The following is a 23,788-nucleotide window of genomic DNA, read 5'->3' on the forward strand; positions in this document are numbered from 1 at the left end:
TGCCCCACTCCTTGATAGACGTAACGGTTGTAGCACTTATTTGCTTAAACTGAGTCACTCAAATACTTGAAAATTTTATTTGTATAGCACAAGCCTTGGTGGTTAGGACATCAACAGACGATAAAACTTAGACACAAAAAGGTTTTTCACTCAGTCCCCAGTCCCCAGTCCCCAGTCCCCAGTCCCCAGTCCCCAGCCCCTTGCTATATATGCTAAGGCAAATTATTTGGATCGATACCTTGAGATTGTAAATAGGCAATTAGCCGTTCTTTTTGCTGGCGTTCCTGTTCAATTTGTTCCATTGCCCAAAGTAACAAATTACCTGCCTCATCCCACCAGCGCAACCAGTAACCAGTTCTGGCTTCTTTTGTTCCTTGCCAGGTTCCCAGAAATAAACCCATTGAATCAATCCAATGACGACCATTTTCATCAGGTTGCTTTAACTCGTAGCGCCTGTTTTCGAGTTGGTAAAATTCTAATAAACCACCATTTGGATCAAAAATTATGTAAATTGGGACTTGAAGAATCTGCTCGTAAAAAAACCATTTTCCTGGTGGATAGGTTCGTTTAAAAGAGTATTCTCCACCCTCAGTGTCAGATAGAAATTCCATTACAATTGCTGGAATATCTCCATCTAAATTGGGTGTGTAGCTTTTGCGTTCTCCTAAAACCTGATTTACCGATGGCACATAAACCCAGTCGGGTGCTTTAGCTATAAATTGCCCGTTTATCGTCGCACAAAGTCCAAAATTTGAGGCTATTAACATCTGCGGTTGGATGAAACCACTTATCTCAAGGCTTTCGCGCAAAGCACCAGCTAATAGTGGCTGACCTGTATTTTCCACTGGTTCATCCTCTAGGTGAAAATCTGCGGGCAATGCTTCCCAAGATACTACTAGTTCTGTTGAAGATTTAGCGTCACCGAGTTGGGTTGCCATAAACACCCCCTTTTATTGATTTGTCTTTATTTTATGGCTGACCAGTGGTTTGTTGCTGACGGGGCGATAAAAAATAGGATGCAGATAAAATCGCACTGATTCTCAACAAACACAAAAAACCCCGGCTAATTTAGCCGAGGTAAAGTCGAGAAGTGAGATTGACGATGAGATACAACGATACTGAAATCAAAAAATTTTAGCTAACGCTAAAACCAACCAAAATTAGAGCGGTAACGATTGAAGTTGCAAAAAGACCCTGTAAAACGTATTTACGTTGTTCCCAAATTGCTGGGTACTCAGCATAGTACATCTTGGGTTCTGCTGCGTAGTTGTTGAGAATGCCGTCTTCGTTGGTGGTGGTATACATAGTTTTTTCTTTTCTTTCTTTTGTTATTTTATGTAAATAAATATAACAATTTTGTTACAAATAGTCAACATGACTTGACAAAAAAAGACTGATAGTAAATATAAAAATGACTTATCAGCACACCACTACCGTTTGGGATACGTAAAACACAAAAAACCCCGGCGAAACTAACCGGGGTTATAGAGAGAAGTCTGAATGACGATGAGATACAGCGATACTGAAATCAAAAAATCTTAGCTAATGCTAAAACCAACCAAAACTAAAGCGGTGACGATTAAAGTTGCAAAAAGACCCTGTAAAACGTATTTACGTTGTTCCCAAATTGCTGGGTACTCAGAGTAGTACATCTTGGGTTCTGCTGCGTAGTTGTTGAGAATGCCGTCTTCGTTGGTGGTGGTGTACATAGTTTTTTCTTTTCTTTCTTTTGTTATCTTATATAAATAAATATAACAATTTCGTTACAAATAGTCAATATGGCTTGACAAAAAAAAGACTGATGATAGGGATAAAGTTAACTTATCTGCGATCGCCTATTTGTAGTAAAATAGTTTCAATTAACCGATATCTGTCTTTTTTTATACTTGTGTTTTGTTTGGCTAGTCTGCAAACACATTCTTTTTTGTGCGAAATTCAAAGTATAAGTTACTACTTTTAAATTTACAGTAAGAAAACTATGACTATATCGACTAAGCGTGAATTGATTTCAGTTCAAGAGAAAGAATATGCTGCTAAAGTCATTAGTGAAATATTAATTAAGTACGACGCACAAGTCGATAAACAAGATGTCAAAGAGTTTTGCCATGAATTTGTTGAAGAAAGAGATGGATTAAAAGAAACTGACAAAGTTATAAGTGAAGTTAATGATGGGTTAGAAGCTATTGATTTCATAGAAAGTTTTCATCGAGATTTAATTGATGCTCAAAACAAAGGAAAGTCAAAATTAAGTTATTTTAAAGCAAGTATAAAAAGTATTACTAATATTAAAGATACACGAGAAATAGCAAAAATAGTAAGAGAAATTCAATCTGAATTAGCTAAAACAAATAACAAGCAGCTTAGTTCTTTATTGAATGAAGATGTTGAAGTTTTTTCTCCGGTACGAGAGCCAACAAACGAACAAGCGGTATTTTCAGAAACAATAGGCTCGATTCAAAATAATTCTTTACTTACTACTGTCTCCATCGGTCAACAAGTCGAATCTTTAGTCAAAAATTTTGGTTCTGAGAACAATAATAGTATTAGTATAGCTAAACAATATTTTGAAGATGATTTTGATGATAATGATTTAGTAATTAAAAAGTTAGTTACTTCTGGGTTTATTGTTGCTAAGGATGAATTTCATATCGAAGCACTTCATAACATTGATGCTACGGGAATAGCCGTCATGGTGGATATGGGTATGACTCTTGCAAAAGTAGGCTATAAAGTTGCTCAAGGTAAAATGAAAGTCGCTAAAGCAATGGACTATATTGCCGATAGAGCTATTGCTGGTATGGGAGTTATGGCGGAAAAAGTAGTCAAGGTTAAAAGTACTTTAACAGGAGCGACAATTGGTGCTTCGATAGGTAGTGCTTTCGGTCCGGTAGGTGCTGTTGTAGGTGCTGTTGCAGGTGCTGCTGTTGGAAAGTTAGCGGGAAATCAAATAGCACAAGGTATCAGAACGGGAGTTAAAAAAGTAAGAGAGGTTGCCGAAAGTACGGTTAAAAACATTGTTGAAAGAACTGTACAAGTTGCTCAAAATACCGTGAAAGCAGTAACAAATACGGCTCAAAAAGTTTGGAATGCAATACGTTTTTAGTAATTAATAATCTTAAGGAAGTAATCAATGGTAAAAACAATCAAATTTAATCTTATACTTGATAAGAATCCAGTTAGAGATTTAAATGGATTGACAGAAAATTTTAACATAGATGATATTTTAACATACTATGGTAACGGATTACTAAAAAAGTGGCTTTTTTGCAAAGGATATACAGAAGAGTTATCAAAGATTGAAGCTATAAAATCAAAAGATTATCGAGAAATTATCAGAGAACTCATTAAGATATTTATAGTTAATATTGAATCTCACCAATTGGAAGAACTTTTCTATAGTTTTGATTTGCGTACACAATGGCGTGCTAGGTTGGCTCAGATAGAGAAAAGTAATTTTCAACATCAAGCTGTAATAAAAAGTTATTGCGATGGTTATGATTCTTTATTGAGAGGAATGTTAGAAGATAAAGACAATATAGCACTTGTTAAAAACAGCATGAAACAGATTTCTGAGAATTATATAGACGTTTTCATATATAATTCCATAAGATTTTATGATGATTTTCTAGAAAAAGCACCATTAGCAATATTTGCTTCATTAATGAATCCCACTTTGAGAAAAGTTTTTTTCGACTTTGATCCAATAAGCAAAAAAATTAGGCAACTGACAACCGAAATTAGTTGTGGCTGTCCAGATAATTTTATTTATGAAGAATTTAAAGAACATATTTCATTAAATGAAATTTTTTATAGAAATGATACAGATTATAGTTGGCGAGCAATTGAATACGCTAGTATTAAATGTCTTGTACTCGATTTAACTGATAGATACGATGTTATGGTGGCTCACCATAATATAAACTTAGGTAAGTTTAAAAGAGAAGAAGCCATAGGAAAAGTATTTAATGGGTTAAGTTTTTGTTCAAATAATTATAATGACTTTGTAAAATACATACCCTTATCTAACGAATCAGAAAACAAAGAAATAATAATACGTAAATTATTTTATTTGACGAAAGAGCATATTAAGAAAAGGAATCTAAACACAAAAGAATACTGGGAAGATATCGAACCAAAAGGCAAAAAATGTATGATTATTGGAATGAGAGAAGGAAACTTTGTTAGAAATGCTTGTAAACAAGGTGAGACATTATCAGCAGACGATGTTAACGGTAAATTTCCTATTTTAGATGGTATAGATTATAAGAGTAATAATTCCGAACATGAAATTGGTTATTTGGAGGTTTAATATTCCTAGTGATGACTAGTAATGCAGTTCATCTATTAGCCTCTTATGTTGATGCGTTAAGACCAATTATTTATATTAAACATTTCGATTTTAACGCAGTGGATATTTTAATTAAGCAGGTTGTAACTAATCAGGAAATACACGAATATAATGATGCTGGTGGCTATGTTTATTTTGAATCGAAAAATCCTAAGTGTTATAATATTAGCTACGATATAGAAACTTTTTTGTTAAATTTTTATCATGAAGATGATGGAGAAAACTTTTTAGTTCTTAAAGATATTCATTTTTATTTAGATAATCCTAAAGTAATAGCATTACTCAAATCAATCGCTCTCAAAACTTTAAATAGAGAAAATTTTTATACTACTATTTTCATGGTAGCTAGTAAGCTAGTTATTCCTAACGAGTTGGAAAACTTAATTACAGTATTTGACATCCCTATTCCTCAAGTTAATCAAATTAGAAACATCATTAAACAGTTTTCTCAAAATTTAAATTGCAATGTAGAAAATAATGTTATTGAAGAATTAGCACTATCTTTTAAAGGATTGAGCGAATTTGAAATTATTCAAATACTGAATTTGGCTTATCAAAATGGTGGTGCAATTAATAAAGATGATAAGCAACTAATTATTCAAGAGAAAGAGCAGTTTATCAAAAAGACTGGCACGTTAGAAATTCTCAATTTTCCAGAAACTATAAATGATATTGGTGGTCTTAATAAGCTTATCTTTTGGCTACAGAAAAAAGCTAAAGTTTTTAAAAATTTAGACCAAGCAATTAAATACGGTGTAGACATTCCTAAAGGAATCCTGCTTGTAGGAATGCCTGGATGTGGTAAAAGTTTAGTAGCTAAAGCTACTGCCCGATTGTTTGAAGTTCCTCTGTTACGTTTAGATATCGGTAAATTGTTAGGTAAATATGTAGGGGAAAGCGAAGAAAACTTTAGTAAAGCAATAAAAATAGCAGAAGCTGTTAGTCCTTGTATTCTTTGGGTAGATGAAATCGAAAAAGCCTTTGCAGGAATTGGTGAATCAGGCGGAGGGAGTGATGTCACTACCAGATTATTTGGAAACTTTTTAACTTGGATTCAAGAAAAAGAAAATACTGTTTTTGTTGTAGCAACCTCTAATGACATTTCCAAGTTTCCTGCTGAATTTTTGAGAAAAGGTAGGTTCGACGAGCTTTTTTTTGTTGATTTGCCTAATGGAGAAGAGCGAAAAAAAATATTTGAAATTCATTTAAAAAAAAGAGGTAAATACCATAAAAATATAGATATTATTAGTTTATTAGACCAAACAGAAGGTTATTGTGGTGCTGATATCGAAGCTATAGTTAAAGAAACTATTGAAAATGCTTTTATTGATAATAAAGATACTATCTCTACTGATGATTTACTAGCAGTAATTAAATCAACAGAATCTATTTCCAAGTCTTTGAAAAAGAAGATAGAAAAAATTAGAGAGTCTCTGTCAAAAATTAGTATTAAGCCAGCAAGTTAAACTTCTGATTGAGCCGCGCTTTGAAAATATTTGTTAAGATTCCCTAAATATCTAACCCAACTACCATTAAGTCGGGCGGGTGTTCAACATTAAACTGGTAATATATCTCTCGTCGCTCTTGGGCTGGAAGAGTTAACAGCCATTCTAAAATCCCCATTTCACCGAGTTGAATTTGTGGATTGCTGCGACTGAGACGTACTTTAATTTGCTCGTTGCGGCTAACTGGCAATTGTTCAGTTAATTTTAGATTTACTTCTTTCTCTATTAAGTTAGTAACAATCAACCGATAACTATAAGTAATCCGGCGCTGGTTGCTAATTAATCTTTTATCTACCAGGCGCTCAACTAAATCGCGCTCAATTTTTAAACCTTCGTCAATTCCTAAGTTCAGTTTGAATTCTTGCCCTGGTGCAATATTTTCTAACTGAGTTGTCCCAATAAAAACGTTGTTGCGGAAAATATTCGCTTTGCCTGGTAACAAAGTCGCACCGTTGGGACTATTTTTCACATTCGCTTGCAGATAAGCAAAACTTACCAAGCGCGGCATTGCTACATAATCGAAGCTACAAGGATAATCATCGTTGAAAATCGTAGTCTTATGAGGTGCGCCATCGCTGGGTATATTACCACCGCCATTTAATTTAAAGGTGACTACACTCCCTTCTTTGGATACTTCTGCTGTAATGGTTTCTGCTGGAATCAGACTATCCTCTGCAACTTCGTCTTGTTCTTCTTGCCAATCTGCTCTGGCAGCAGAAGCAGGCGGTTCTGGTATGCTAGGGAGTAGTGGTGGCTGGGCAGCTAGCCGAGATCGTCGCATTCTTTGAGGAAGTGGCGTATCAATATACCAGGGTTCAAGTTTGGGTGGAAGCGTACCTAATCCCGGTTTAGCGGTAGAAAGAGTGAGATTTGCACCAATCCAATCTTCACCAGTGCTTTGAGTGATTTCTGCAAGGTAACTCAAATGTACAATCTCGCTAGTAGTGCTAAAGCGCAAGTCATAAAGCGGATTCCAACTAGCGCGATTTACAATGTAGGATATCTCTAATTCAAATTCGCCTTCACCCGCGACTTCAACTGCTACAACTAAGCTAAAACTCTCTTTAGGATGGGGCGTTTGGATGATTTGCAATGAGGTGTGGAGTGCTTGCAGTTGTTTGTCTAATTCCTGCTGTTGAGTTTTGCACTCTCCAGATGCGATCGCATATTCACTATACTGGCTGCCAAGAAAGTTGAGGAAATCCAAAGTTTCGCTGAGGCTGAGATTTTTCCGAGACAAACTTTGTGCAAAGGGTTCTTCTGTTTTTTCGCGTAAGCCAGCGATAAAATTAGATTGCAATGCCAAAGCGTCTACTTGGGCTTGCAAGTGGCGTTTTTCTGCTTCTAATTGCTGAATTTGCCTTGTCAAATGTGCTACTCGTTCTGCTACAGGTTCAGTAGTGTAGAGGCGATCGCTACTAACTCCCATCAAGCGCACCCCTACCGTACCTGTACCGCTAACCCTAACAGACTCAGTTTCTAGAGTCATTGGCACTGGGGTAATTACTAATTCCTGTTCGATTCCTGTTAAATCAACTACACCTCGCCGTGTAACCAATGCTCTGTCAGAATACACCGTAACAGCTACAATCTCGCTTTGTACTGTTTTGCGCCAAGATGGTATTTCCGGGTTAACCACTGCCAGTTTTCCCCCATTTTTAATGATTCTGCTGGTTAATTGTCAATGTTTACCGGTCTAACAGTCAACCCCTTTAGAGAATTCGTAATTATGAATTACGAACTACAAATTACGAATTCTCTTATCCATTAATTGGTTCAAAGGTACTATAAGCAGTATCAGCTTTTTGTTTAACAATATTTTTTGCCGCTGCTAGTAGATACTCATAATAGGCACGAGCGACGATAGATAGCTGCTTGCCAGATGGATAAACCATGTACCAATCCCGCTGAATGGGGAAGTGTTGCACATCTAAAATGCTGAACTCTGAAGCGTCTGATAGTAAGGTATGACGTGATAAAACAGAAATTCCTAAACCACCTGCGATCGCTTGTTTAATTGCTTCGTTACTTCCCAATTCTAGCTTGACTTTTACTACTACCCCTTCTTCTTCAAAGAGCTTTTGGACGGCGCGACGAGTTCCTGAACCTGGTTCCCGCATAATAAAAGGTTCGTTAGACAGGCGTTGTATAGGAATATTTTTTTCTTTGGATAAAGGATGATTAGTCGGTGCAAAAACTATCAAAGGATTTTCTAGAAATGGTTCACAAGTCACATCGATATTGTCTGGAATTTGACTCATAATATATAAGTCGTCCAAATTTTGATTCATCCGTTCTAAAATTTGTTCGTGATTTGTTACTTGCAGCGAGATATCAATCCCTGGATAAAGGTCGCAAAATGGCCCTAACAAACGTGGGATAAAATATTTTGCTGTTGTAATCACTGCCAAACGTAATTGTCCCTGTTTTAGCCCTTTTAAATCTGCTACCTTCATTTCATACTGGGCGATATTGTGAAAAATCTGCCGACAAGTAGCAAACAATTCCCGTCCTGCCTCTGTCAGATACAATCGCTTCCCCACTTGCTCAAATAATGGCAAACCTACTGATTTTGTGAGTTGCTTGATCTGCATAGAAACGGTAGGTTGGGTGAGAAACAATTCCTCAGCAGCACGAGTAAAGCTACTGTGCCGTGCCGCTGCCTCGAACACCTTTAACTGGTGCAGCGTCGCTTGGTTCAAGAGTGATTCTCCTATATATAGCGATTAATAGATATAAAACTAGTATTACTGAACACTGGCAAATGATATAGTGATGCTCACAGAAAGTTACGAGTTTTATCATAGATAAAACTCTATTACTTATATTAAAACAAAAATATTTACTTATGGATTGAAAAAGCTATTATTCAGAATAGCTAAAGCGTAAGATGCCTTCTATCTATACGATGAATGCTGAATGGATGATTTGACAAAATTCATCTATCATCATTCATCATTCCATAATTCTTCTTGAACTTTTGTCGGTAGCTTGGTTAAGTCTGGTAATCTCAGTACCTCTATTTCTGCAACTTGTTCTTTAATATTCACTGGCAAGTTTAACGGTTCGCGTTCTTCTATCCAGCAGCTTGCTAATGGCAAAGTTAACTCCATTTCGTCCAGCGGCCGAGGAATTACCATCACTGCATTCAATTCCCCAATGCGTTCTGCTTCAAACATTCCCGCTTCCACTGCTACCGCCACATTTGCTACAGAACCACGAATAATTGCCGTACACAAACCCCCACCAATTTTTTCATAAGCTGCTAAATGAACATCAGCAGCTTTGAGCATGGCATCACATGCTCCTACCATCGCGGGAAATCCTCGCGTTTCTACCAAACCAATTGCTTGGTTACTCAGACGGCTGGAATTGCCCTCTTGCATTAATTTAGTGAAACGAGTCGTAATGGGAAGCACTATATCTAGGTTGGGATAAGGTCGGGGAATCACTAAACTAGAAACCAACTGACCAAACTGTTCAGCCGTTTGCACGCCAGATTCTACCGCCAGACGCACGTCAGCAATTCCACCCCGAACGATCGCAGTACAATGACCACTACCAATTTTTTCATACCCAACCAGGTGAACTCCCGCTGATTTCAGCATCATATCAGCCGTCCCAACGATTGCCGGAAAGCTACGGCAAGAAACCAAACCCAAAGCAGTATCCTGAAAGGTTTCTTGACTACTCGCTCCCTGGATAGTACGAATCGACCGTTGATTATATGTTTCCATGATGAATTCTCCAAAATACGGAAAAAGCCGACAACTTACAATTAACACTTACTCTGACTAATCGTCAGGGTTTGGGTCGTTCAAGGATTGTCTGTGAGGAAACAATGTAGTCAACAGTCTGCTTATGCTCCCTTGTCCATAAATTTGAGTCCCAAAACCATTAGGGGATTCTAAGGCAGACTGACTGGGATCTGAATGATGTTCTGTTGACTCTTGGGATTCCCCCAAGGTGGAGTCAGTATCATTGGTCGGTTCCTCTACAGGAGGAGACTGACTTTCGGGAGTGGCGGGAGATTTAAAATAAGAAATCGACTTGTTTTGTTTGAAATCTACAAAAGCCGAAGCTGAGAAGTTAGTTGAGGAAATTACCTTTTCCTGAACTCCACCTGAGCTATTTTCTTCTTCCTTAGATGGTGTATTTGTAGTAGAAGTTGGGTTATTTGTAGATGCTTCTAGCTGTTTTGTTGGCTCAATCTGCCGACTGGTGTCTCCTAAAATTGAACCAGGCGGTACTACTTGTTCGGGTTCAACCGAATAGTTAAAAACTGTAGTCGCTGAACCAATACAAGCATTTGCGCCAATTTTGCCTTTGCCAATCATCAAAAAACCGGCTCCCAGGTTTGCACCTGCTTCTACCTCTAGGGTGCCTTCATGGACTTGGAGAATTGCTCCCATACCAATACAGACCCCTGGTCCAATGACGATCTTGCTGTTTACAGCCGCTTGGAGGATTACCCCAGGTGCAAGTACCGCGCTTGGATGAATAGTCACCTCACCACTAATGTAAGTATCAAAGTTATTGCTGAGGCGCAGTAGCGGCACAGACATGGAAATTTTAACCTCGGAAGCCGGATGAAGTTCTGAGTGCTGAGTGCTGAGTGCTGAGTGCTGAGTAATTAGTATCTTCTAAAATCTGAGTTTACAGTTGGTGTGACTGGTGTCTTTAAAGTGTTAACTCAGCACTCAGCACTTTTAACTCAGCACTATTATGGTCGTTGAATAATCGTTTCTAATACACGACGCTTGGCTTTGGGGTCAACACCAATTAAGCGCACATATTCACCTTGGTATTCGCCGAGTTGTCTTTCTATGGCGGCGATCGCTTCTCTTTCTGAGGAGGCTTGAATTTGACCAGTACTAGTCCAAGAACCTGTACGGAACCGTCGTTGATCTACGTGTTCAATGCTAATTTTTGAGCCGCTAGCCAATAATTGCCGGAGTTGGTCTACTACTTCACTATTCAAGCGGGTAGCAGTAGCTGTGGCTGTGGCTGTAGCAGTAGTAGAGGGCGCACTGCTAGTATATGATTTCTGACTGCCAGAGGAGGCTACTTGACCATTTGGACGTTGGATAATAGTTTCTAATACCCGTCGTTTGGCTTTGGGGTCAATACCAATTAAGCGTACATATTCCCCTTCGTATTCGCCAAGGTGTGCTTCTATAGCTGCGATTGCTTCTCTTTCTGAGGAGGCTTGAATTTGACCGATACTAGTCCAGGAATTTATACGGAAGCGGCGCTCATCCACGTGTTCAAGGCTAATTTTAGACCCACCAGCCAATAAATGCCGAAGTTGGTCTACTACTTCAGAACTCAAACGGTTACTGCTAGCTGTTCCCCTATCATAGGATGCTGCACTACTGCTAGTACTAGTATATGATTTCTGACCACCAGAGGAAACTACTTGACCATTTGGACGTTGGATAATGGCTTCTAGTACCCGCCGTTTCGCTTTGGTGTCAATGCCGATTAAACGTACATACTCGCCTTGATGACTTGCGATACATTCTTCCAAAGCGGAGATGACTTGATTTGTGGAAGTTGCTTCAATTGGCTTGCAACTAGTCCAGGAACCAGTGCGGAAACGCCGCTCATCTACGTGTTCCATGCCAATTTTGTAACCACCTGCCAAGAGCTGGCGAATTTGCTCTAAAGTTTCGCTACTGACTTTGCCACTGCTAGAACCGTTACTATTACCATTATCATAGCTGTTGCTGTAGCTTCTGTAACTGCTATTACCATGACTAGCTGGAGCTTTAAAGCTGCTAGCTGGTTTTGGATCGTCATCGGGACGTTGGATAATGGCTTCTAGCACGCGCCGTCTATCTTTGTCAATGCCAAACAGTCGGACATACTCGCCGCTATGCTCTTGTAGACAGCCTTCTAAGGCTGAGATCGCTTCACCAAGCGATCTCGGTTCGATTGGTTGGCAACTAGTCCAAGAACCCGTGCGGAAACGTCTTTGGTCTACATGTTCCGTACCAATTTTATACCCTTGCCCCAATAGATACCGTAACTGATCTATTGTTTCTCCACCCAAGCTATTGCTCGACACTTCACTACTCCTTTCCAACTCTAAAACAGTAATACCATTACCTGTATAAGATTTAGCGTTCTCATCCCGAATGGGTGCTATACATTTAGTATCCGCAGCACAGAGATAACCAGCTCGTAATGCCTGATTAATTCCAACCACATGATGAGCAAATTCTTTATCTTGATCTTGCACATCTGGCAAGCGATCGGCTTGCTGCTGGCTGGTAATTATCGCTCCCGAAGGTACATACTTCCCAGAGGGAATCTCTACGTCTTGAATCAAAGCGTGCATCATTACGATGCAACCTGCACCCACCCTGGCATTAAATATCGTAGAGCGAAAGCCAATGAAGGAATTATCACCTACATAAGCTGGCCCGTGAATTAGAGCCATGTGGGTAATGCAAGCGTTTTTACCAATCCATACTGAGTATTTATTTTGATCGTCGCCAATTACTCGGCCTTGCTCCAACCCATGAATGACAACACCATCTTGAATGTTAGTGTTTTCACCCAGATAAAAAGGTGTGCCTTCATCCGCTCTAATCGTAGTCCCCGGAGCAACGATTACATTTGCACCTATTCGTACATCCCCAATCAGATTGGAGAATGAATGCACAAAAGCAGTTTCATGGATTTTGGGTTCAGCTAAATTCCTTGACCACGGGGTTGGGGGTGCCGCCGTGCTGCGGACTGCCATCGCGAGATTCCTCCTCTATTATCATTTGTCAGTTGTCATTTGTCAGTTGTCATTTGTCGACAGCTAATGACTAATGACCCTTCGGGTTCGCAGTTGCTCATGGGGGAAACCCCCTTGGCGCTAGCCTCTCCCTTTGGGAGAAGACCGCACTGGCTCACCAATGACCAATGACTATCAATATTGATCTTTTTTGCTGTAAATGAGGCGATCTTCAACGTAAATAGTATCTATGATCGCCACCACTGCTGCATCCAATGGACGCTGTTCATTGCCAACAACTTGACGAGCGGCACTACCACGAGTGATGAGTACCCACTCATCTACTCCTGCTCCCACAATATCTGCTGCTACTTCATACTCTGGTAGGATATTGCCGTTTTCATCTACTAATTGTAACAACAGTAGTTTCACACCTCTAAGAGTTGGCTCTTTTTGGGTGCTAACTACTGTGCCGCGAACTTTGGCAATTTGCATTACAAATTACGGTCTTCTACCGAAAGGACGAATTGCATTCACATTTTCTCGGAACTGCTCTACATCTTCGGTATAACGAATTGGGAGGACGTATTCCAAGTTTTCGTGAGGACGAGCAATGATATGAGTAGACAACACTTGTCCGCCGTTGACCCGCTTTACAGATTCAACCCCAGCAGCTACGGAAGCTTGCACTTCCGAAACGTCACCCCGAACAATTACCGTCACCCGACCACTACCGATTTTTTCATAACCTACTAAAGTGACGCGAGCAGCTTTCACCATTGCATCAGCAGCTTCCACCACTGCTGGAAAGCCCAGCGTTTCAACCATTCCCACTGCAATTGACATTAGTTTTAATCCCTATTTCAAAGTTTTTAGTCTTGGACAAAAGTGATGCTCTTTTCAGGCAAAAAGCGTTAATTTCTTTGTTTAAACAGCTTTTAAGTACGGAATTGTTCCACCGCTTCTGTGTAACGTATCGGCAAGACGTATTCCAGGTTTTCGTGAGGACGAGCAATGATGTGAGTGGATAACACTTCACCACCAAAGACTCTTTTTGCCGCTTCAACCCCAGCTGCTACGGAAGCTTGCACTTCCGATACATCTCCCCGAACTATCACGGTGACGCGAGCGCTACCAATTTTTTCATACCCTACTAAGGTGACACGGGCGGCTTTCACCATCGCATCAGCAGCTTCCACCACTGCTGGAAAGCCCTTCGTTTCAATCATTCCAACTGCAATTGGCATCGCAGAACTCCTACAAAATTAATGCAATCTGTACTGTCGTTTGAATTTTTTGACGGGGAGAGCCTGATCTTATAGCTAAGAAAACACTTCCAAATTAAGCATAGGAAAGCTTGGCGTTCCTGGCAATATAAATTACTATAATAGTTTATGATAAGAAAGTTTTAAAAAACTTAACAAAAAGTTATCTAGGCTTCTGAGCAATTAAAGTTTACAGATTCCTTGAGCAGGCACTTATGCTTTATAATTTCTTTATCACATTTACAAAACGACATTCATAACCAGGGCTAATCCTATCTGATAAAAGGTAAGCAGCGGCTGTATGTTTTGCTGTATCTATCTTTTTTCAAATATTTCTAAGTGTACAATGACTAGGTGAAACATATATAAGTTTTTCAAATATATCGTATAAATTACTTTGGTTAAAGTAGAAATACAAATGTAAAAAGGTCAGTGATATTAAGGCAAGTAAATGCTTTTGCTTATGTAAAGTTATATTTTACTTATGTTTAATAGGGTAGCGTTAAGTAAAAGTACTTTTGGAAGTTCAGTTAAAATAATAGTAAAGAAACATTGGTAATTTTGGTAAATTAATCTTATTAAATAAATAATTGGTTGGAATTTTTTTAAAATCAAGGCTGAGTCATCAAGGGAAATTTAAATGGAGCAATTTCTATTTTCAACAAGTTGGTTTGTGCCTTTGTATAGCTTATCGGGCGCAATTTTGACATTGCCGTGGGGAATAGGAATAATTAGGCGAACAGGGCCCAGACCTGCGGCATACTTCAACTTGTTGACGACCGTTTTAGCTTTTGTTCATAGCCTGTTTGTATTTAAAAATGTCTGGGATAGAGAACCAGAAACCTTACTAATCAATTGGTTCAAAGCAGCAGATTTAGACTTATCTTTTTCCTTGGAACTATCCCCAGTCAGCATTGGGGCAACAGTTTTAATTACAGGGTTAAGCTTACTGGCACAAGTTTACGCTCTGGGTTATATGGAAAAGGACTGGTCGTTAGCGCGTTTTTTTGGGCTACTGGGATTTTTTGAAGCAGCGCTATGTGGTCTAGCAATCAGTGATTCTTTGTTTCTCAGCTATGCGCTTTTGGAAGTCTTGACGCTTTCAACTTACTTGCTGGTGGGTTTCTGGTACGCTCAACCACTAGTAGTGACAGCGGCGCGGGATGCATTTTGGACTAAACGGGTAGGAGACTTGTTGTTGCTGATGGCTGTAGTGACACTTTCTACCTTAGCTGGGAGTTTGAACATTTCGGATTTATATGAGTGGGCGCAAACAGCTAATTTAAGTCCAATGACATCGACGTTGCTAGGGTTGGCACTAATTGCTGGGCCTGCTGGTAAATGTGCCCAATTTCCACTGCATCTGTGGTTAGATGAGGCAATGGAAGGGCCCAATCCTGCCTCGGTAATGCGGAACTCTCTAGTCGTAGCTGGTGGTGCTTATTTACTGTATAAACTTCAACCATTATTAGCCCTGTCGCCAGTTGCCTTGAATGCCTTGGTAATCATGGGTACAGTAACGGCGATTGGAGCGACATTAGTATCTATAGCTCAAATTGACATTAAGCGATCGCTATCTCATTCCACCAGTGCATACATGGGGTTAGTGTTTTTAGCAGTGGGGTTACAGCAAGGGGGTGTAGCCTTGATGTTGCTCTTATCTCATGCGATCGCTAAAGCGTTATTATTTATGAGTTCTGGTTCAGTCATCTTAACTACCCAAAGCCAAGACTTAACAGAAATGGGCGGTTTGTGGTCGCGGATGCCAGCCACCACCACAGCCTTTGTAGTTGGTTCAGCCGGGATGGTGACACTGCTACCCTTGGGAAGCTTCTGGGCAATGCTATCATGGGCTGACGGTTTCGTGAATATTAGCCCTTGGGTAATTGGGGTTTTAATATTAGTCAATGGTTTGACAGCATTGAATTTGACAAGAGTATTTAGATTAGTCTTTTGGGGTAAACCGCAACAAAAAACCCGTCGCACCCCAGAAGTTGGTTGGCAGATGGCCTTCCCAATGGTGTTTCTCACAGTGCTGACTCTGCTTCTACCTTTAATGTTACAGCAATGGTACTTACTACCAGATTGGGAAAGTATTAATTGGTATGTGGCGTTAGCCTTGTTTGGGTCTACCGTAGTGGGGGTAGGTGTAGGGTGTACAGTTTACCTGCACAAAGCTTGGTCAAGATCCAGAATCTTGACGTGGAGATTTCTGCAAGACCTGTTAGGTTATGATTTTTATATTGACCGAGTTTATTATGTAACCGTGGTAAGTGTAGTAGGACTGCTATCTAAAATTTCTGCTTGGAGCGATCGCTACTTGGTTGACGGTTTAGTAAACTTGGTTGGGTTTGCGACCATTTTCGGCGGACAAACCTTAAAGTACAGCATTTCTGGGCAATCTCAGGGCTATATGTTGACCATCCTAGCAGTTGTCAGCGTCCTGGGTTTTTTCATCAGTTGGTCATTGGGTTTACTAGATAAATTGCCTTTTTAAAAGTGCTGAGTGCTGAGTGCTGAGTGCTGAGTTAAGAGTTAGGAGTTTTATTTATCTCCTTGTCTCCCTCATCTCCCTGCCCCCTGCTCCCTGCTCCCTGCACCCTGCTCCCCTGCTCCCCTTACCCGAAGTCTATGCTTAGTGTTTTAATTCTAGTGCCGTTGATTGGCGCGGCTTTAATTGGTTTCTCGCCTTCTAGCATCAGTGGAAAATTTGCCCGTAAGGTAGCTTTGGTCTTTGCCATTATCGCTTTCTTGTGGACAATCGTATTAGTAAGTCAGTTTCATCCAGGAGAAATTACTCAACAGTTTGCTGAGTCTCTCCCTTGGGTAGATGCTATAGGGCTGAACTATAACCTTGGAATAGATGGTTTATCTTTGCCGTTGCTGGTTTTAAATGGATTGTTAACTGCCATTGCCATCTACAGCAGCGATGAATCGCTACAGCGTCCTAAATTTTATTACTCTTTGATACTATTATTAAGTGCTGGGGTGACAGGAGCCTTTCTAGCACAGGATTTACTGTTATTTTTCCTGTTTTACGAATTGGAACTAATTCCGCTGTATTTGTTGATCGCCATTTGGGGTGGCGCCAAACGGGGTTATGCTGCGACTAAATTTCTGATTTATACAGCCGTTTCGGGAATCCTGCTTTTAGCAAGTTTCCTCGGTATGGTTTGGCTGAGTGGTTCCTCTAATTTTGCACTAGCAACCTTGAACGCGACAACTCTACCTCTAGCCACACAGCTTTTATTGCTAGCGGGAATTTTGATCGGTTTTGGAATTAAAATTCCCTTGGTTCCCTTCCATACTTGGTTGCCAGATGCTCACGTTGAAGCTTCCACGCCGATTTCCGTGCTATTGGCTGGGGTGCTGTTGAAGTTGGGAACCTACGGCTTACTGCGCTTTGGCATGAACTTGTTACCAGAAGCTTGGGCTTATGTGGCTCCTTGGTTGGCAATTTGGGCAGTAGTGAGCGTACTCTATGGTTCATCTTGTGCGATCGCCCAAAGTGATATGAAAAAAATGGTAGCATACAGCTCCATTGGACACATGGGTTACGTGCTTTTAGCGGCGGCGGCGGCTACACCTTTAAGTGTGTTGGGTGCTGTGATGCAAATGATTAGCCACGGCTTAATTTCGGCAATGCTGTTTTTGCTAGTAGGGGTTGTGTATCAAAAAGCTGGAAGCCGTGATTTAGCAATCATCAAAGGATTACTGAACCCAGAACGGGGTATGCCAGTAATTGGTAGTTTGATGATTGTCGGAGTTATGGCCAGCGCTGGTATACCGGGAATGCTAGGGTTTATTTCCGAATTCGTAATTTATCGGGGAAGTTTTGCAGTTTTTCCAGTGCAAACTTTGTTATGTATGCTTGGTACTGGTTTAACAGCAGTTTACTTTCTATTACTTGTTAACCGCGCCTTTTTTGGACGTTTATCTTCACCTGTTGTTAATTTACCACGTGTGTATTGGAGCGATCGCATCCCAGGTGTAATTTTAGCTGTGCTGATTGTGATTTTTGGGATTCAACCTAGTTGGTTAGTGCGTTGGACTGAACCAACAATTACAGCAATGATAAATACCCAAAACGTAGTAGTAGCAGTGTCCTTAGATAAAGCAATGGGGAATGGGGACTAGGGACTGGGGACTGGGGACTGGGGACTGGGGAATGGGGACTGGGGAATGGGGAAAAGTTTTCCTAATGCCCAATGCCCAATGCCCAATGCCCAATGCCCAATGCCCAATGCCCAATGCCCAATGCCCAAATGCCCAATACCCCAATCCCTAAACTTTTTGGAGAGATGGCAATGGTAACTATTAAAAAGAAAGCTACTCACAATCCCTTAGCTGAGTATATTGAACGCCTACATAAAGGAGATGCATTAGTCCCCGATAGTCCAGAGAATGTTCTGGAAGTTGTTGGTATTCTTAAAAGCTATGGGGTAGTTTTAGATGCTTATTCAATAAATCTTAACTATATTGCCGATCATCAGTTTTTAGTATTTTTCCCATTTTTTAAATACTTTAATGGAGAGGTTTCTTTTCAGAAATTACTCCGTCACTGGTGGCATGACCGAATTAATTTTGAATATGCCGAATATTGCATGAAAGGCATGATGTGGCATGGTGGCGGCGGATTAGATACGTATTTAGATACACCAGAATTTCAAGAAAGAGCGCAAGCCGTTATTGCCGCAAAATTTAAAAATAATCCCTTGATTCTGGGTATTAACCAACTGTTTCCAGATTTCTTAACAGAACAGTTGCGCGTCTCTGCTTACTACACTGGTTTAGGTCAATTCTGGCGAGTCATGGCTGATATGTTCCTCAACTTATCAGACCGCTACGACCGAGGCGAAATCAAATCGATTCCCCAAGTTGTAGACCACATTAAATCAGGGTTAGTAGCAAATGCATCAAACCCAATTACTTATGCTGTCAAAATTCGCGGTAAGGTCTATGAAATCATTCCTAAAAGCGTTGGTTTGACTTTCTTAGCAGATACAGCAATACCTTATGTAGAAGCAGTATTTTTCCGGGGAACTCCTTTCCACGGTACTGTTTCATACAACGCCCAAGCTTATCAAATCTCTCCAGATCAAAGTCGATTTCAATATGGTGCATTGTATGCCGATCCTTTACCCATCGGTGGCGCGGGTATTCCTCCTACCTTGTTGATGCAAGATATGCGTCATTATCTTCCAGAATATTTGCACGAAATTTATCGTCGCAGTCTTCGGGGTGAAGATGATTTGCGAGTTCAAATTTGTATGAGTTTCCAAAAATCGATGTTTTGCGTGACGACAGCAACGATTTTGGGACTGATGCCTCATCCTTTAGATACTAAAGATCCAAATGAGCAAAAAGGTAATCTAGTTTATTTAGAGAAGTGGATGAGTCGGTTCCAAACTTCGCGGTTATTAGATGTGAATAAATGACAGATGATTTCACCATTACTCACGAGGCATTCAAGCAATTTGAGCGCGACAAATTTTCTCTTGTAGCTCAAGAATACGATCGCGCCATCGCTGTTGTGACTTCTCAGGTAGATGAAGCCATATTGGATGCTGTGGGAGCTAAGTCTGGTATTCAATTGCTAGATGTGGCTTGCGGCACTGGCTGGCTTAGTGCCGCAGCACTAAAGCGGCAAGCTATAGTCACAGGATTAGACTTTGCAGAGAATATGGTGGCCATTGCCAGAGTGCGATGTCCTCAAGGGTCATTCTATCAAGGGGACGCTGAAAACCTAACTTTCGAGTCGGGCCAGTTTGAGGCGGTGGTTTGTAGCTTGGGTATCCTCCATTTCCCAAACCCAGAAAAAGCGATCGCTGAATCCTTTCGCGTACTCAAACCGGGAGGGCGCTATGCTTTCACCTGCTGGACACCGCCAACACGCAATCCATTTATGGCTTTGATACTGGGTTCAGTGCAGACTTATGGCAGCATGGATGTGAATTTACCTTCTGGGCCACCCCTATTTCGCTTTAGCGATCGCACTGAATGCGAAATGGTTTTAAGCGCTGAGGGATTCACTCAAGTATCTGTCACCGAACTGCCTATCAAGTGGACTTTCTCTACACCTGAAGACGTGATGCCAAAGATTATTGTAAGTTCGGTGCGTTTGGGGTCGATTTTGGCAATGCAAAGCGATGAGCAACGGCGTAATATTGAAAACGTAATTATCGAGGGAGCCTCAAAGTATGTCACAGAAAATGGTGTGGAAATTCCCGCTTCTGTGATGTTGACTCTCGCTTACAAAGCATAAGCTAGAACAACCTTTGAATTTAGTAATTTTTTAAGTATTTTTCCATAACAAAATTTATCAGCTTTTGCCCTCTCCGCTCTACTTCTTGCTTTTTGATAACAATAAATCCCTGACTCTCAAAAAAAGGTTTAGCTGTAATACTAGCTTCGGTAAATAACTTTTCCAACCCTAAAGAGTTTGCTTTTAATTCAATCTGTTCTAAGATTTTCTTACCAACACCTTTCCTTTGAAAATCTTTATGACAATAGAAACGGTCGATATGACCATTAGCCTCTAATTCTCCAAAACCAATAATTTTGTCTTCTTCTGCTACATAAGTAAACTTACTTCCTAAACTTTTAATCCAAACTTCAATATCCATATTTGTTGGTGCCCAAGCATCTACTTGTTCTTGTGTGTAATCGTGAATATTCACTTCATGAATAGTGTCGTAGAACAATTTCATAATTTCTTCGGTATCAGCTATTTCGTATATTCTTAATTTCATAAAGAAAGAAAGTAATTAATCACAAATAATCCCTCTTCTAAGAAACAAGGCAGGAGGCAGAAGGGAAGAGGATTTGACTTGTTTCTTCCATCCATAACGGAATGGATGTAAATAAGTAGTTGATTTTTGATCGATATTATGCTTCTGGCTCAATGCCGAGCGATCGCAATTGAGCAATCAGAATCTCATTTCGTTGGCGTTCAAGTTCAGCGCGTTGGCTTTCCTGTTCAGCACGTTGGCTTTCTTGTTGTGCGCGTTGGGTTTCGTGTTCGGCTCTTTCTGAGCCAGTCAACAACAAATTACCTTGCAAATCCCACCAGCGTAACCAAGGTAATTCCATATTCTGATATTGTCCTTGCCAGATACCTAGCTCAACGCCTAAAGGATGTATGAGATAATGTCCCCGTTCGTTTGTTGGTAATGGCTGATACTTGCCCTCAATTAAATGATACACTTCTGTGCTGGCTTTATCCACTTCATAAATGCCATAAAACGGAGTCCGAATTATTTGCTCATAAATCCAAAATTTGCCTTTCCAAGGAGTTTGATCTCGTTCCTCACTCCCATCTCCAGAGACAAATTCTAAGGCAATTAATGGGGCAATAAATTCTCGCCACAGTACATAAGACCTGCGTATTTGCCCGTCGAATAAGGGCGGGACATTGGCGACATAAAACCAGTCCGGTGCGACTGCGCCTTTTTCTGGCGGGTCAGTTAAGCGCCAATAGATGCCACAATCTTGACCAATACAATATTGCCCATCAGGGTGAAGTTTTTGCAATATCGGTTGAATCGAGTCTGTTAGTAGAATGCTTTGGGGATGTTCTTGGAAGTTTTTCACAAAGGTGCCATCAGACTCTGGTAGCTGCGTGTGGTCTGGGAAAGGGGTAAGGTCAGTGGGGTTGATGGCAGAGGTCATAAACTTACCTTTGCACTGGTAAAGGTTGTTTTTTAGTTTAGCAATAGATTTAAGCTTCTGGTTCTACACCAAGCGATCGCAATTGAGCAATCAGAATCTCATTTCGTTGGCGTTCTTGTTCAGCGCGTTGGCTTTCCTGTTCAGCGCGTTGGCGTTCTTGTTCAGCGCGTTGGCTTTCCTGTTCCGCGCGTTGGCGTTCAAGTTCTGCTCTTTCATCGCCAGTCAACAACAAATTACCTTGCAAATCCCACCAACGTAACCAGGGCAATTCCACGTTTTGGTAAATTCCAAGCCTTATGCCTAACTCCACTCCTAAAGGAGGTATAGGATAATGTCCTCGTTCATTTGCTGCTAATAACTGGTATTGTCCGCCAATCAATTCATACACTTCTATACTGGCTTTATTCACTTCATAAATGCCATAAAACGGAGGACGAATTACTTGCTCATAAATCCAAAATTTGCCCTTCCAAGGGGTTGTATCTCGTTCTTCACTCCCATCACCAGAGACGAATTCTAAGACAATTAATGGAGCGATGTGTTCTCGCCAAAATACATAAGAACGGCGCGTCAATCCATCTAGTAAGGGCGGGACATTTCCTACATAAAACCAATCTGGTGCTGCTGCTCCTTTCTCTGGAGGATCTGTCAACCGCCAGTAAATACCTAAGTCCTGACCTATACAATATTGACCTTCTGGATGTAATTGCTGGAGAATGGGTGTAATTGAATCCGTTAGTAAGATACTTTGGGGATGCTCTTGCCAATTTTTCACAAAGGTGCCGTCAGAGTCTGGTAGCTGCGTGTGGTCAGGAAATGGGGTGAGATCGGTATCGAGGTTGATTGCAGAGGTCATAAGTTACCTTTGCACTAGCTAAAGGTTGTTTTTAGTTTAGCAATAGAGAGAGAAAAAAGCGTAGGCGTAGCCCGCACTTCGGCTCATTTCGGCTACGCAAAAATCGAGCGACTTGCACTGAGCGGCGTCGAAGTGAGTCGAGATTCAATGACCAACGCTCAGTGACCGTCGTAGACATCGCACCTGTTCTGCCAAACTAGGCTCAAGTTATTAAGGCTCTCTTGTGTGAGAATTAATCTAAGCATTTTGGGAGTTGCAAAGATGGCTTGGGTAGCTGGCGATCGCTTGCAAGGTGGAAAATACACCATTGAAAGAGAGTTGGGAAGAGGACGCTTTGGCATTACTTATTTGGTGAAAAATAAGAATGGCGATCGCCAAGTCATTAAAACCTTAAATGATGACCTACTAACGTCCCTAAGTCAGTCTGAACGCGGACGACTGGAGACAATGTTTTGGCAAGAGGCGGTAAAACTTACTCAATGTAAACACAAACATATTGTGCAGGTTGCAGAACCGTTCAAAGAAGGAGAACACTGGTGTCTAGTAATGGAATATGTGGATGGTGTGAGTTTGGCTGACCGTCGCCAACAAATACTTTCTGAATCAGAGGCTTTACGCTACATTCAACAAATTGGAGAAGCGCTGATCGAAGTACATAAAAATCGGTTAATCCATCGAGATGTACATCCAGGAAATATCTTTTTGCGAGTGCGAGAAGGACAGCCGGAAGCGGTGCTAATAGATTTTGGTTTAGCTCTCGATTTCGATCATATTTTAACCACGAGTAGAACAAAGGAAACTTCTGAAGGATTTACACCGCCTGAGCTTTATGCTCAACATACTAAACCAACTGGAGCATATAGCGATATTTATTCTCTGGCGGCAACTCTTTATGTGCTTTTGACTGGAAAAACACCAGTCAGTGCGCTCAAACGTAAGGTGGATAACGCTCCTTTAGTGGAACCGAAAAAACATAATCCTCAAATTAGCGATCGCACAAACCGCGCAATTGTAACAGGTATGAAGCTAGACCCGAAACAGCGTCCTCAATCAATGCGAGAATGGCTTGATTTATTGGGATTAACTGCGGAAATTCCTCAGCCTGTGGCAACTGTATCCTCGAATACTAACTCGAACTGGGATAAAAAAATTCAGTTTTGGACTGTGGTGATAGCGGCGATCGGAGTTTTTATAGCCTTACTTGCAGCCATACCTTCTTGGATTCCTATTTTCAAACCCTCTCCATCTTCCAGTCCACCATCACTGTCGCCCAGTCCGTCATCTAGCAAAACACCGTAGATTTAGGTAAACTTTCATTAGGGTGTTGATATTAAAGTAACGATTTTGACTCATGCCCAATTATCTAAAGAGATTGTCTCATATATTGTTGAGCGTGCCTTAATTACGAATTAC

22 protein-coding genes are annotated in these 23,788 nt (G+C 40.7%); 8 read left to right on the forward strand and 14 right to left on the reverse strand.

The features are described 5' to 3' along the window. Positions 1 to 212: 212 nt before the first annotated feature. The 3 genes from RMY32_RS03240 to psb34 (RMY32_RS03250) form a co-directional block, all read right to left on the reverse strand. Positions 213 to 938, reverse strand: coding sequence for a Uma2 family endonuclease (locus RMY32_RS03240; RefSeq protein ID WP_322712291.1), 726 nt, complete (start codon positions 936 to 938; stop codon positions 213 to 215). A gap of 196 nt (positions 939 to 1,134) precedes the next feature. Then, complete coding sequence (gene psb34 / locus RMY32_RS03245; RefSeq protein WP_322712292.1) at positions 1,135 to 1,305, reverse strand: photosystem II assembly protein Psb34; 171 nt, start codon at positions 1,303 to 1,305, stop codon at positions 1,135 to 1,137. Between the two features lie 233 nt (positions 1,306 to 1,538). After that, positions 1,539 to 1,709, reverse strand: a complete 171-nt coding sequence (gene psb34 / locus RMY32_RS03250; RefSeq protein ID WP_322712293.1) for a photosystem II assembly protein Psb34 — start codon at positions 1,707 to 1,709, stop codon at positions 1,539 to 1,541. A 269-nt stretch (positions 1,710 to 1,978) separates the two neighbouring features. Here psb34 (RMY32_RS03250) and RMY32_RS03255 point away from each other — a divergent pair, with 269 nt between their 5' ends. From RMY32_RS03255 to RMY32_RS03265, 3 genes are read left to right on the forward strand one after another with little or no spacing between them, the layout of a single operon-like run. Beyond that, positions 1,979 to 3,103: a glycine zipper domain-containing protein gene (locus tag RMY32_RS03255; protein ID WP_322712295.1), complete on the forward strand. Its 1,125-nt coding sequence runs from the start codon at positions 1,979 to 1,981 to the stop codon at positions 3,101 to 3,103. 27 nt (positions 3,104 to 3,130) lie between these two features. Next, positions 3,131 to 4,309: a hypothetical protein gene (locus tag RMY32_RS03260; protein ID WP_322712297.1), complete on the forward strand. Its 1,179-nt coding sequence runs from the start codon at positions 3,131 to 3,133 to the stop codon at positions 4,307 to 4,309. Positions 4,310 to 4,320: 11 nt separating this feature from the next. Beyond that, a complete protein-coding gene (locus RMY32_RS03265) occupies positions 4,321 to 5,814 on the forward strand; it encodes an AAA family ATPase (protein WP_322712299.1) in 1,494 nt (497 codons plus the stop codon). A 43-nt stretch (positions 5,815 to 5,857) separates the two neighbouring features. Here RMY32_RS03265 and RMY32_RS03270 read toward each other — a convergent pair whose 3' ends face one another. The 8 genes from RMY32_RS03270 to RMY32_RS03305 all read right to left on the reverse strand — a co-directional run bounded on the left by RMY32_RS03270 (position 5,858) and on the right by RMY32_RS03305 (position 13,830). After that, positions 5,858 to 7,492, reverse strand: a complete 1,635-nt coding sequence (locus RMY32_RS03270; RefSeq protein ID WP_322712300.1) for a mucoidy inhibitor MuiA family protein — start codon at positions 7,490 to 7,492, stop codon at positions 5,858 to 5,860. Positions 7,493 to 7,613: 121 nt separating this feature from the next. Next, positions 7,614 to 8,555: a LysR family transcriptional regulator gene (locus tag RMY32_RS03275; RefSeq protein WP_322712301.1), complete on the reverse strand. Its 942-nt coding sequence runs from the start codon at positions 8,553 to 8,555 to the stop codon at positions 7,614 to 7,616. A gap of 246 nt (positions 8,556 to 8,801) precedes the next feature. Beyond that, the gene (locus tag RMY32_RS03280) at positions 8,802 to 9,590 is read right to left on the reverse strand and encodes a BMC domain-containing protein (protein WP_322712302.1); all 789 of its coding nucleotides are present in this window, start codon (positions 9,588 to 9,590) and stop codon (positions 8,802 to 8,804) included. A gap of 57 nt (positions 9,591 to 9,647) precedes the next feature. After that, complete coding sequence (locus tag RMY32_RS03285) at positions 9,648 to 10,418, reverse strand: transferase (protein ID WP_322712303.1); 771 nt, start codon at positions 10,416 to 10,418, stop codon at positions 9,648 to 9,650. Positions 10,419 to 10,576: 158 nt separating this feature from the next. Continuing rightward, positions 10,577 to 12,604 carry a ribulose bisphosphate carboxylase small subunit gene (locus RMY32_RS03290; protein WP_409882186.1) on the reverse strand — a complete coding sequence of 676 codons (2,028 nt, stop codon included), beginning with the start codon at positions 12,602 to 12,604 and terminating at the stop codon, positions 10,577 to 10,579. 174 nt (positions 12,605 to 12,778) lie between these two features. Further along, positions 12,779 to 13,078 (reverse strand): EutN/CcmL family microcompartment protein, encoded by a 300-nt coding sequence (locus RMY32_RS03295; protein ID WP_322673550.1) that lies wholly within the window; start codon positions 13,076 to 13,078, stop codon positions 12,779 to 12,781. Positions 13,079 to 13,084: 6 nt separating this feature from the next. Continuing rightward, positions 13,085 to 13,429, reverse strand: a complete 345-nt coding sequence (locus RMY32_RS03300) for a carbon dioxide-concentrating mechanism protein CcmK (RefSeq protein WP_010995041.1) — start codon at positions 13,427 to 13,429, stop codon at positions 13,085 to 13,087. Between the two features lie 92 nt (positions 13,430 to 13,521). Continuing rightward, positions 13,522 to 13,830: a carbon dioxide-concentrating mechanism protein CcmK gene (locus RMY32_RS03305; RefSeq protein WP_012410633.1), complete on the reverse strand. Its 309-nt coding sequence runs from the start codon at positions 13,828 to 13,830 to the stop codon at positions 13,522 to 13,524. Between the two features lie 658 nt (positions 13,831 to 14,488). On the opposite strand from RMY32_RS03305, the gene RMY32_RS03310 reads away from it, so the two are divergent. The 4 genes from RMY32_RS03310 to RMY32_RS03325 all read left to right on the forward strand — a co-directional run bounded on the left by RMY32_RS03310 (position 14,489) and on the right by RMY32_RS03325 (position 20,113). Next, entirely contained in the window at positions 14,489 to 16,345 is a 1,857-nt protein-coding gene (locus tag RMY32_RS03310) for an NAD(P)H-quinone oxidoreductase subunit F (RefSeq protein WP_322712304.1), read from the forward strand. Between the two features lie 134 nt (positions 16,346 to 16,479). Next, positions 16,480 to 17,985: an NADH-quinone oxidoreductase subunit M gene (locus RMY32_RS03315; protein WP_322712305.1), complete on the forward strand. Its 1,506-nt coding sequence runs from the start codon at positions 16,480 to 16,482 to the stop codon at positions 17,983 to 17,985. A gap of 170 nt (positions 17,986 to 18,155) precedes the next feature. After that, positions 18,156 to 19,286 carry a CO2 hydration protein gene (locus RMY32_RS03320; protein WP_322712363.1) on the forward strand — a complete coding sequence of 377 codons (1,131 nt, stop codon included), beginning with the start codon at positions 18,156 to 18,158 and terminating at the stop codon, positions 19,284 to 19,286. Further along, positions 19,283 to 20,113, forward strand: a complete 831-nt coding sequence (locus tag RMY32_RS03325; protein WP_322712306.1) for a class I SAM-dependent methyltransferase — start codon at positions 19,283 to 19,285, stop codon at positions 20,111 to 20,113. Before RMY32_RS03320 ends, RMY32_RS03325 begins: the two co-directional genes overlap by 4 nt. Before the next feature lie 19 nt (positions 20,114 to 20,132). Here the strand turns inward: RMY32_RS03325 and RMY32_RS03330 are convergent, their stop codons facing one another. The 3 genes from RMY32_RS03330 to RMY32_RS03340 form a co-directional block, all read right to left on the reverse strand. Beyond that, positions 20,133 to 20,600, reverse strand: coding sequence for a GNAT family N-acetyltransferase (locus RMY32_RS03330; RefSeq protein ID WP_322712307.1), 468 nt, complete (start codon positions 20,598 to 20,600; stop codon positions 20,133 to 20,135). A 136-nt stretch (positions 20,601 to 20,736) separates the two neighbouring features. Continuing rightward, positions 20,737 to 21,519 carry a Uma2 family endonuclease gene (locus RMY32_RS03335; protein ID WP_322712308.1) on the reverse strand — a complete coding sequence of 261 codons (783 nt, stop codon included), beginning with the start codon at positions 21,517 to 21,519 and terminating at the stop codon, positions 20,737 to 20,739. A gap of 49 nt (positions 21,520 to 21,568) precedes the next feature. Next, positions 21,569 to 22,375: a Uma2 family endonuclease gene (locus RMY32_RS03340; protein ID WP_322712309.1), complete on the reverse strand. Its 807-nt coding sequence runs from the start codon at positions 22,373 to 22,375 to the stop codon at positions 21,569 to 21,571. Positions 22,376 to 22,636: 261 nt separating this feature from the next. On the opposite strand from RMY32_RS03340, the gene RMY32_RS03345 reads away from it, so the two are divergent. After that, positions 22,637 to 23,674: a serine/threonine-protein kinase gene (locus RMY32_RS03345; RefSeq protein WP_322712311.1), complete on the forward strand. Its 1,038-nt coding sequence runs from the start codon at positions 22,637 to 22,639 to the stop codon at positions 23,672 to 23,674. Positions 23,675 to 23,788 lie beyond the last annotated feature (114 nt).

It is taken from the genome of Nostoc sp. ChiSLP03a (assembly GCF_034531215.2).
Lineage (GTDB): Bacteria > Cyanobacteriota > Cyanobacteriia > Cyanobacteriales > Nostocaceae > Nostoc.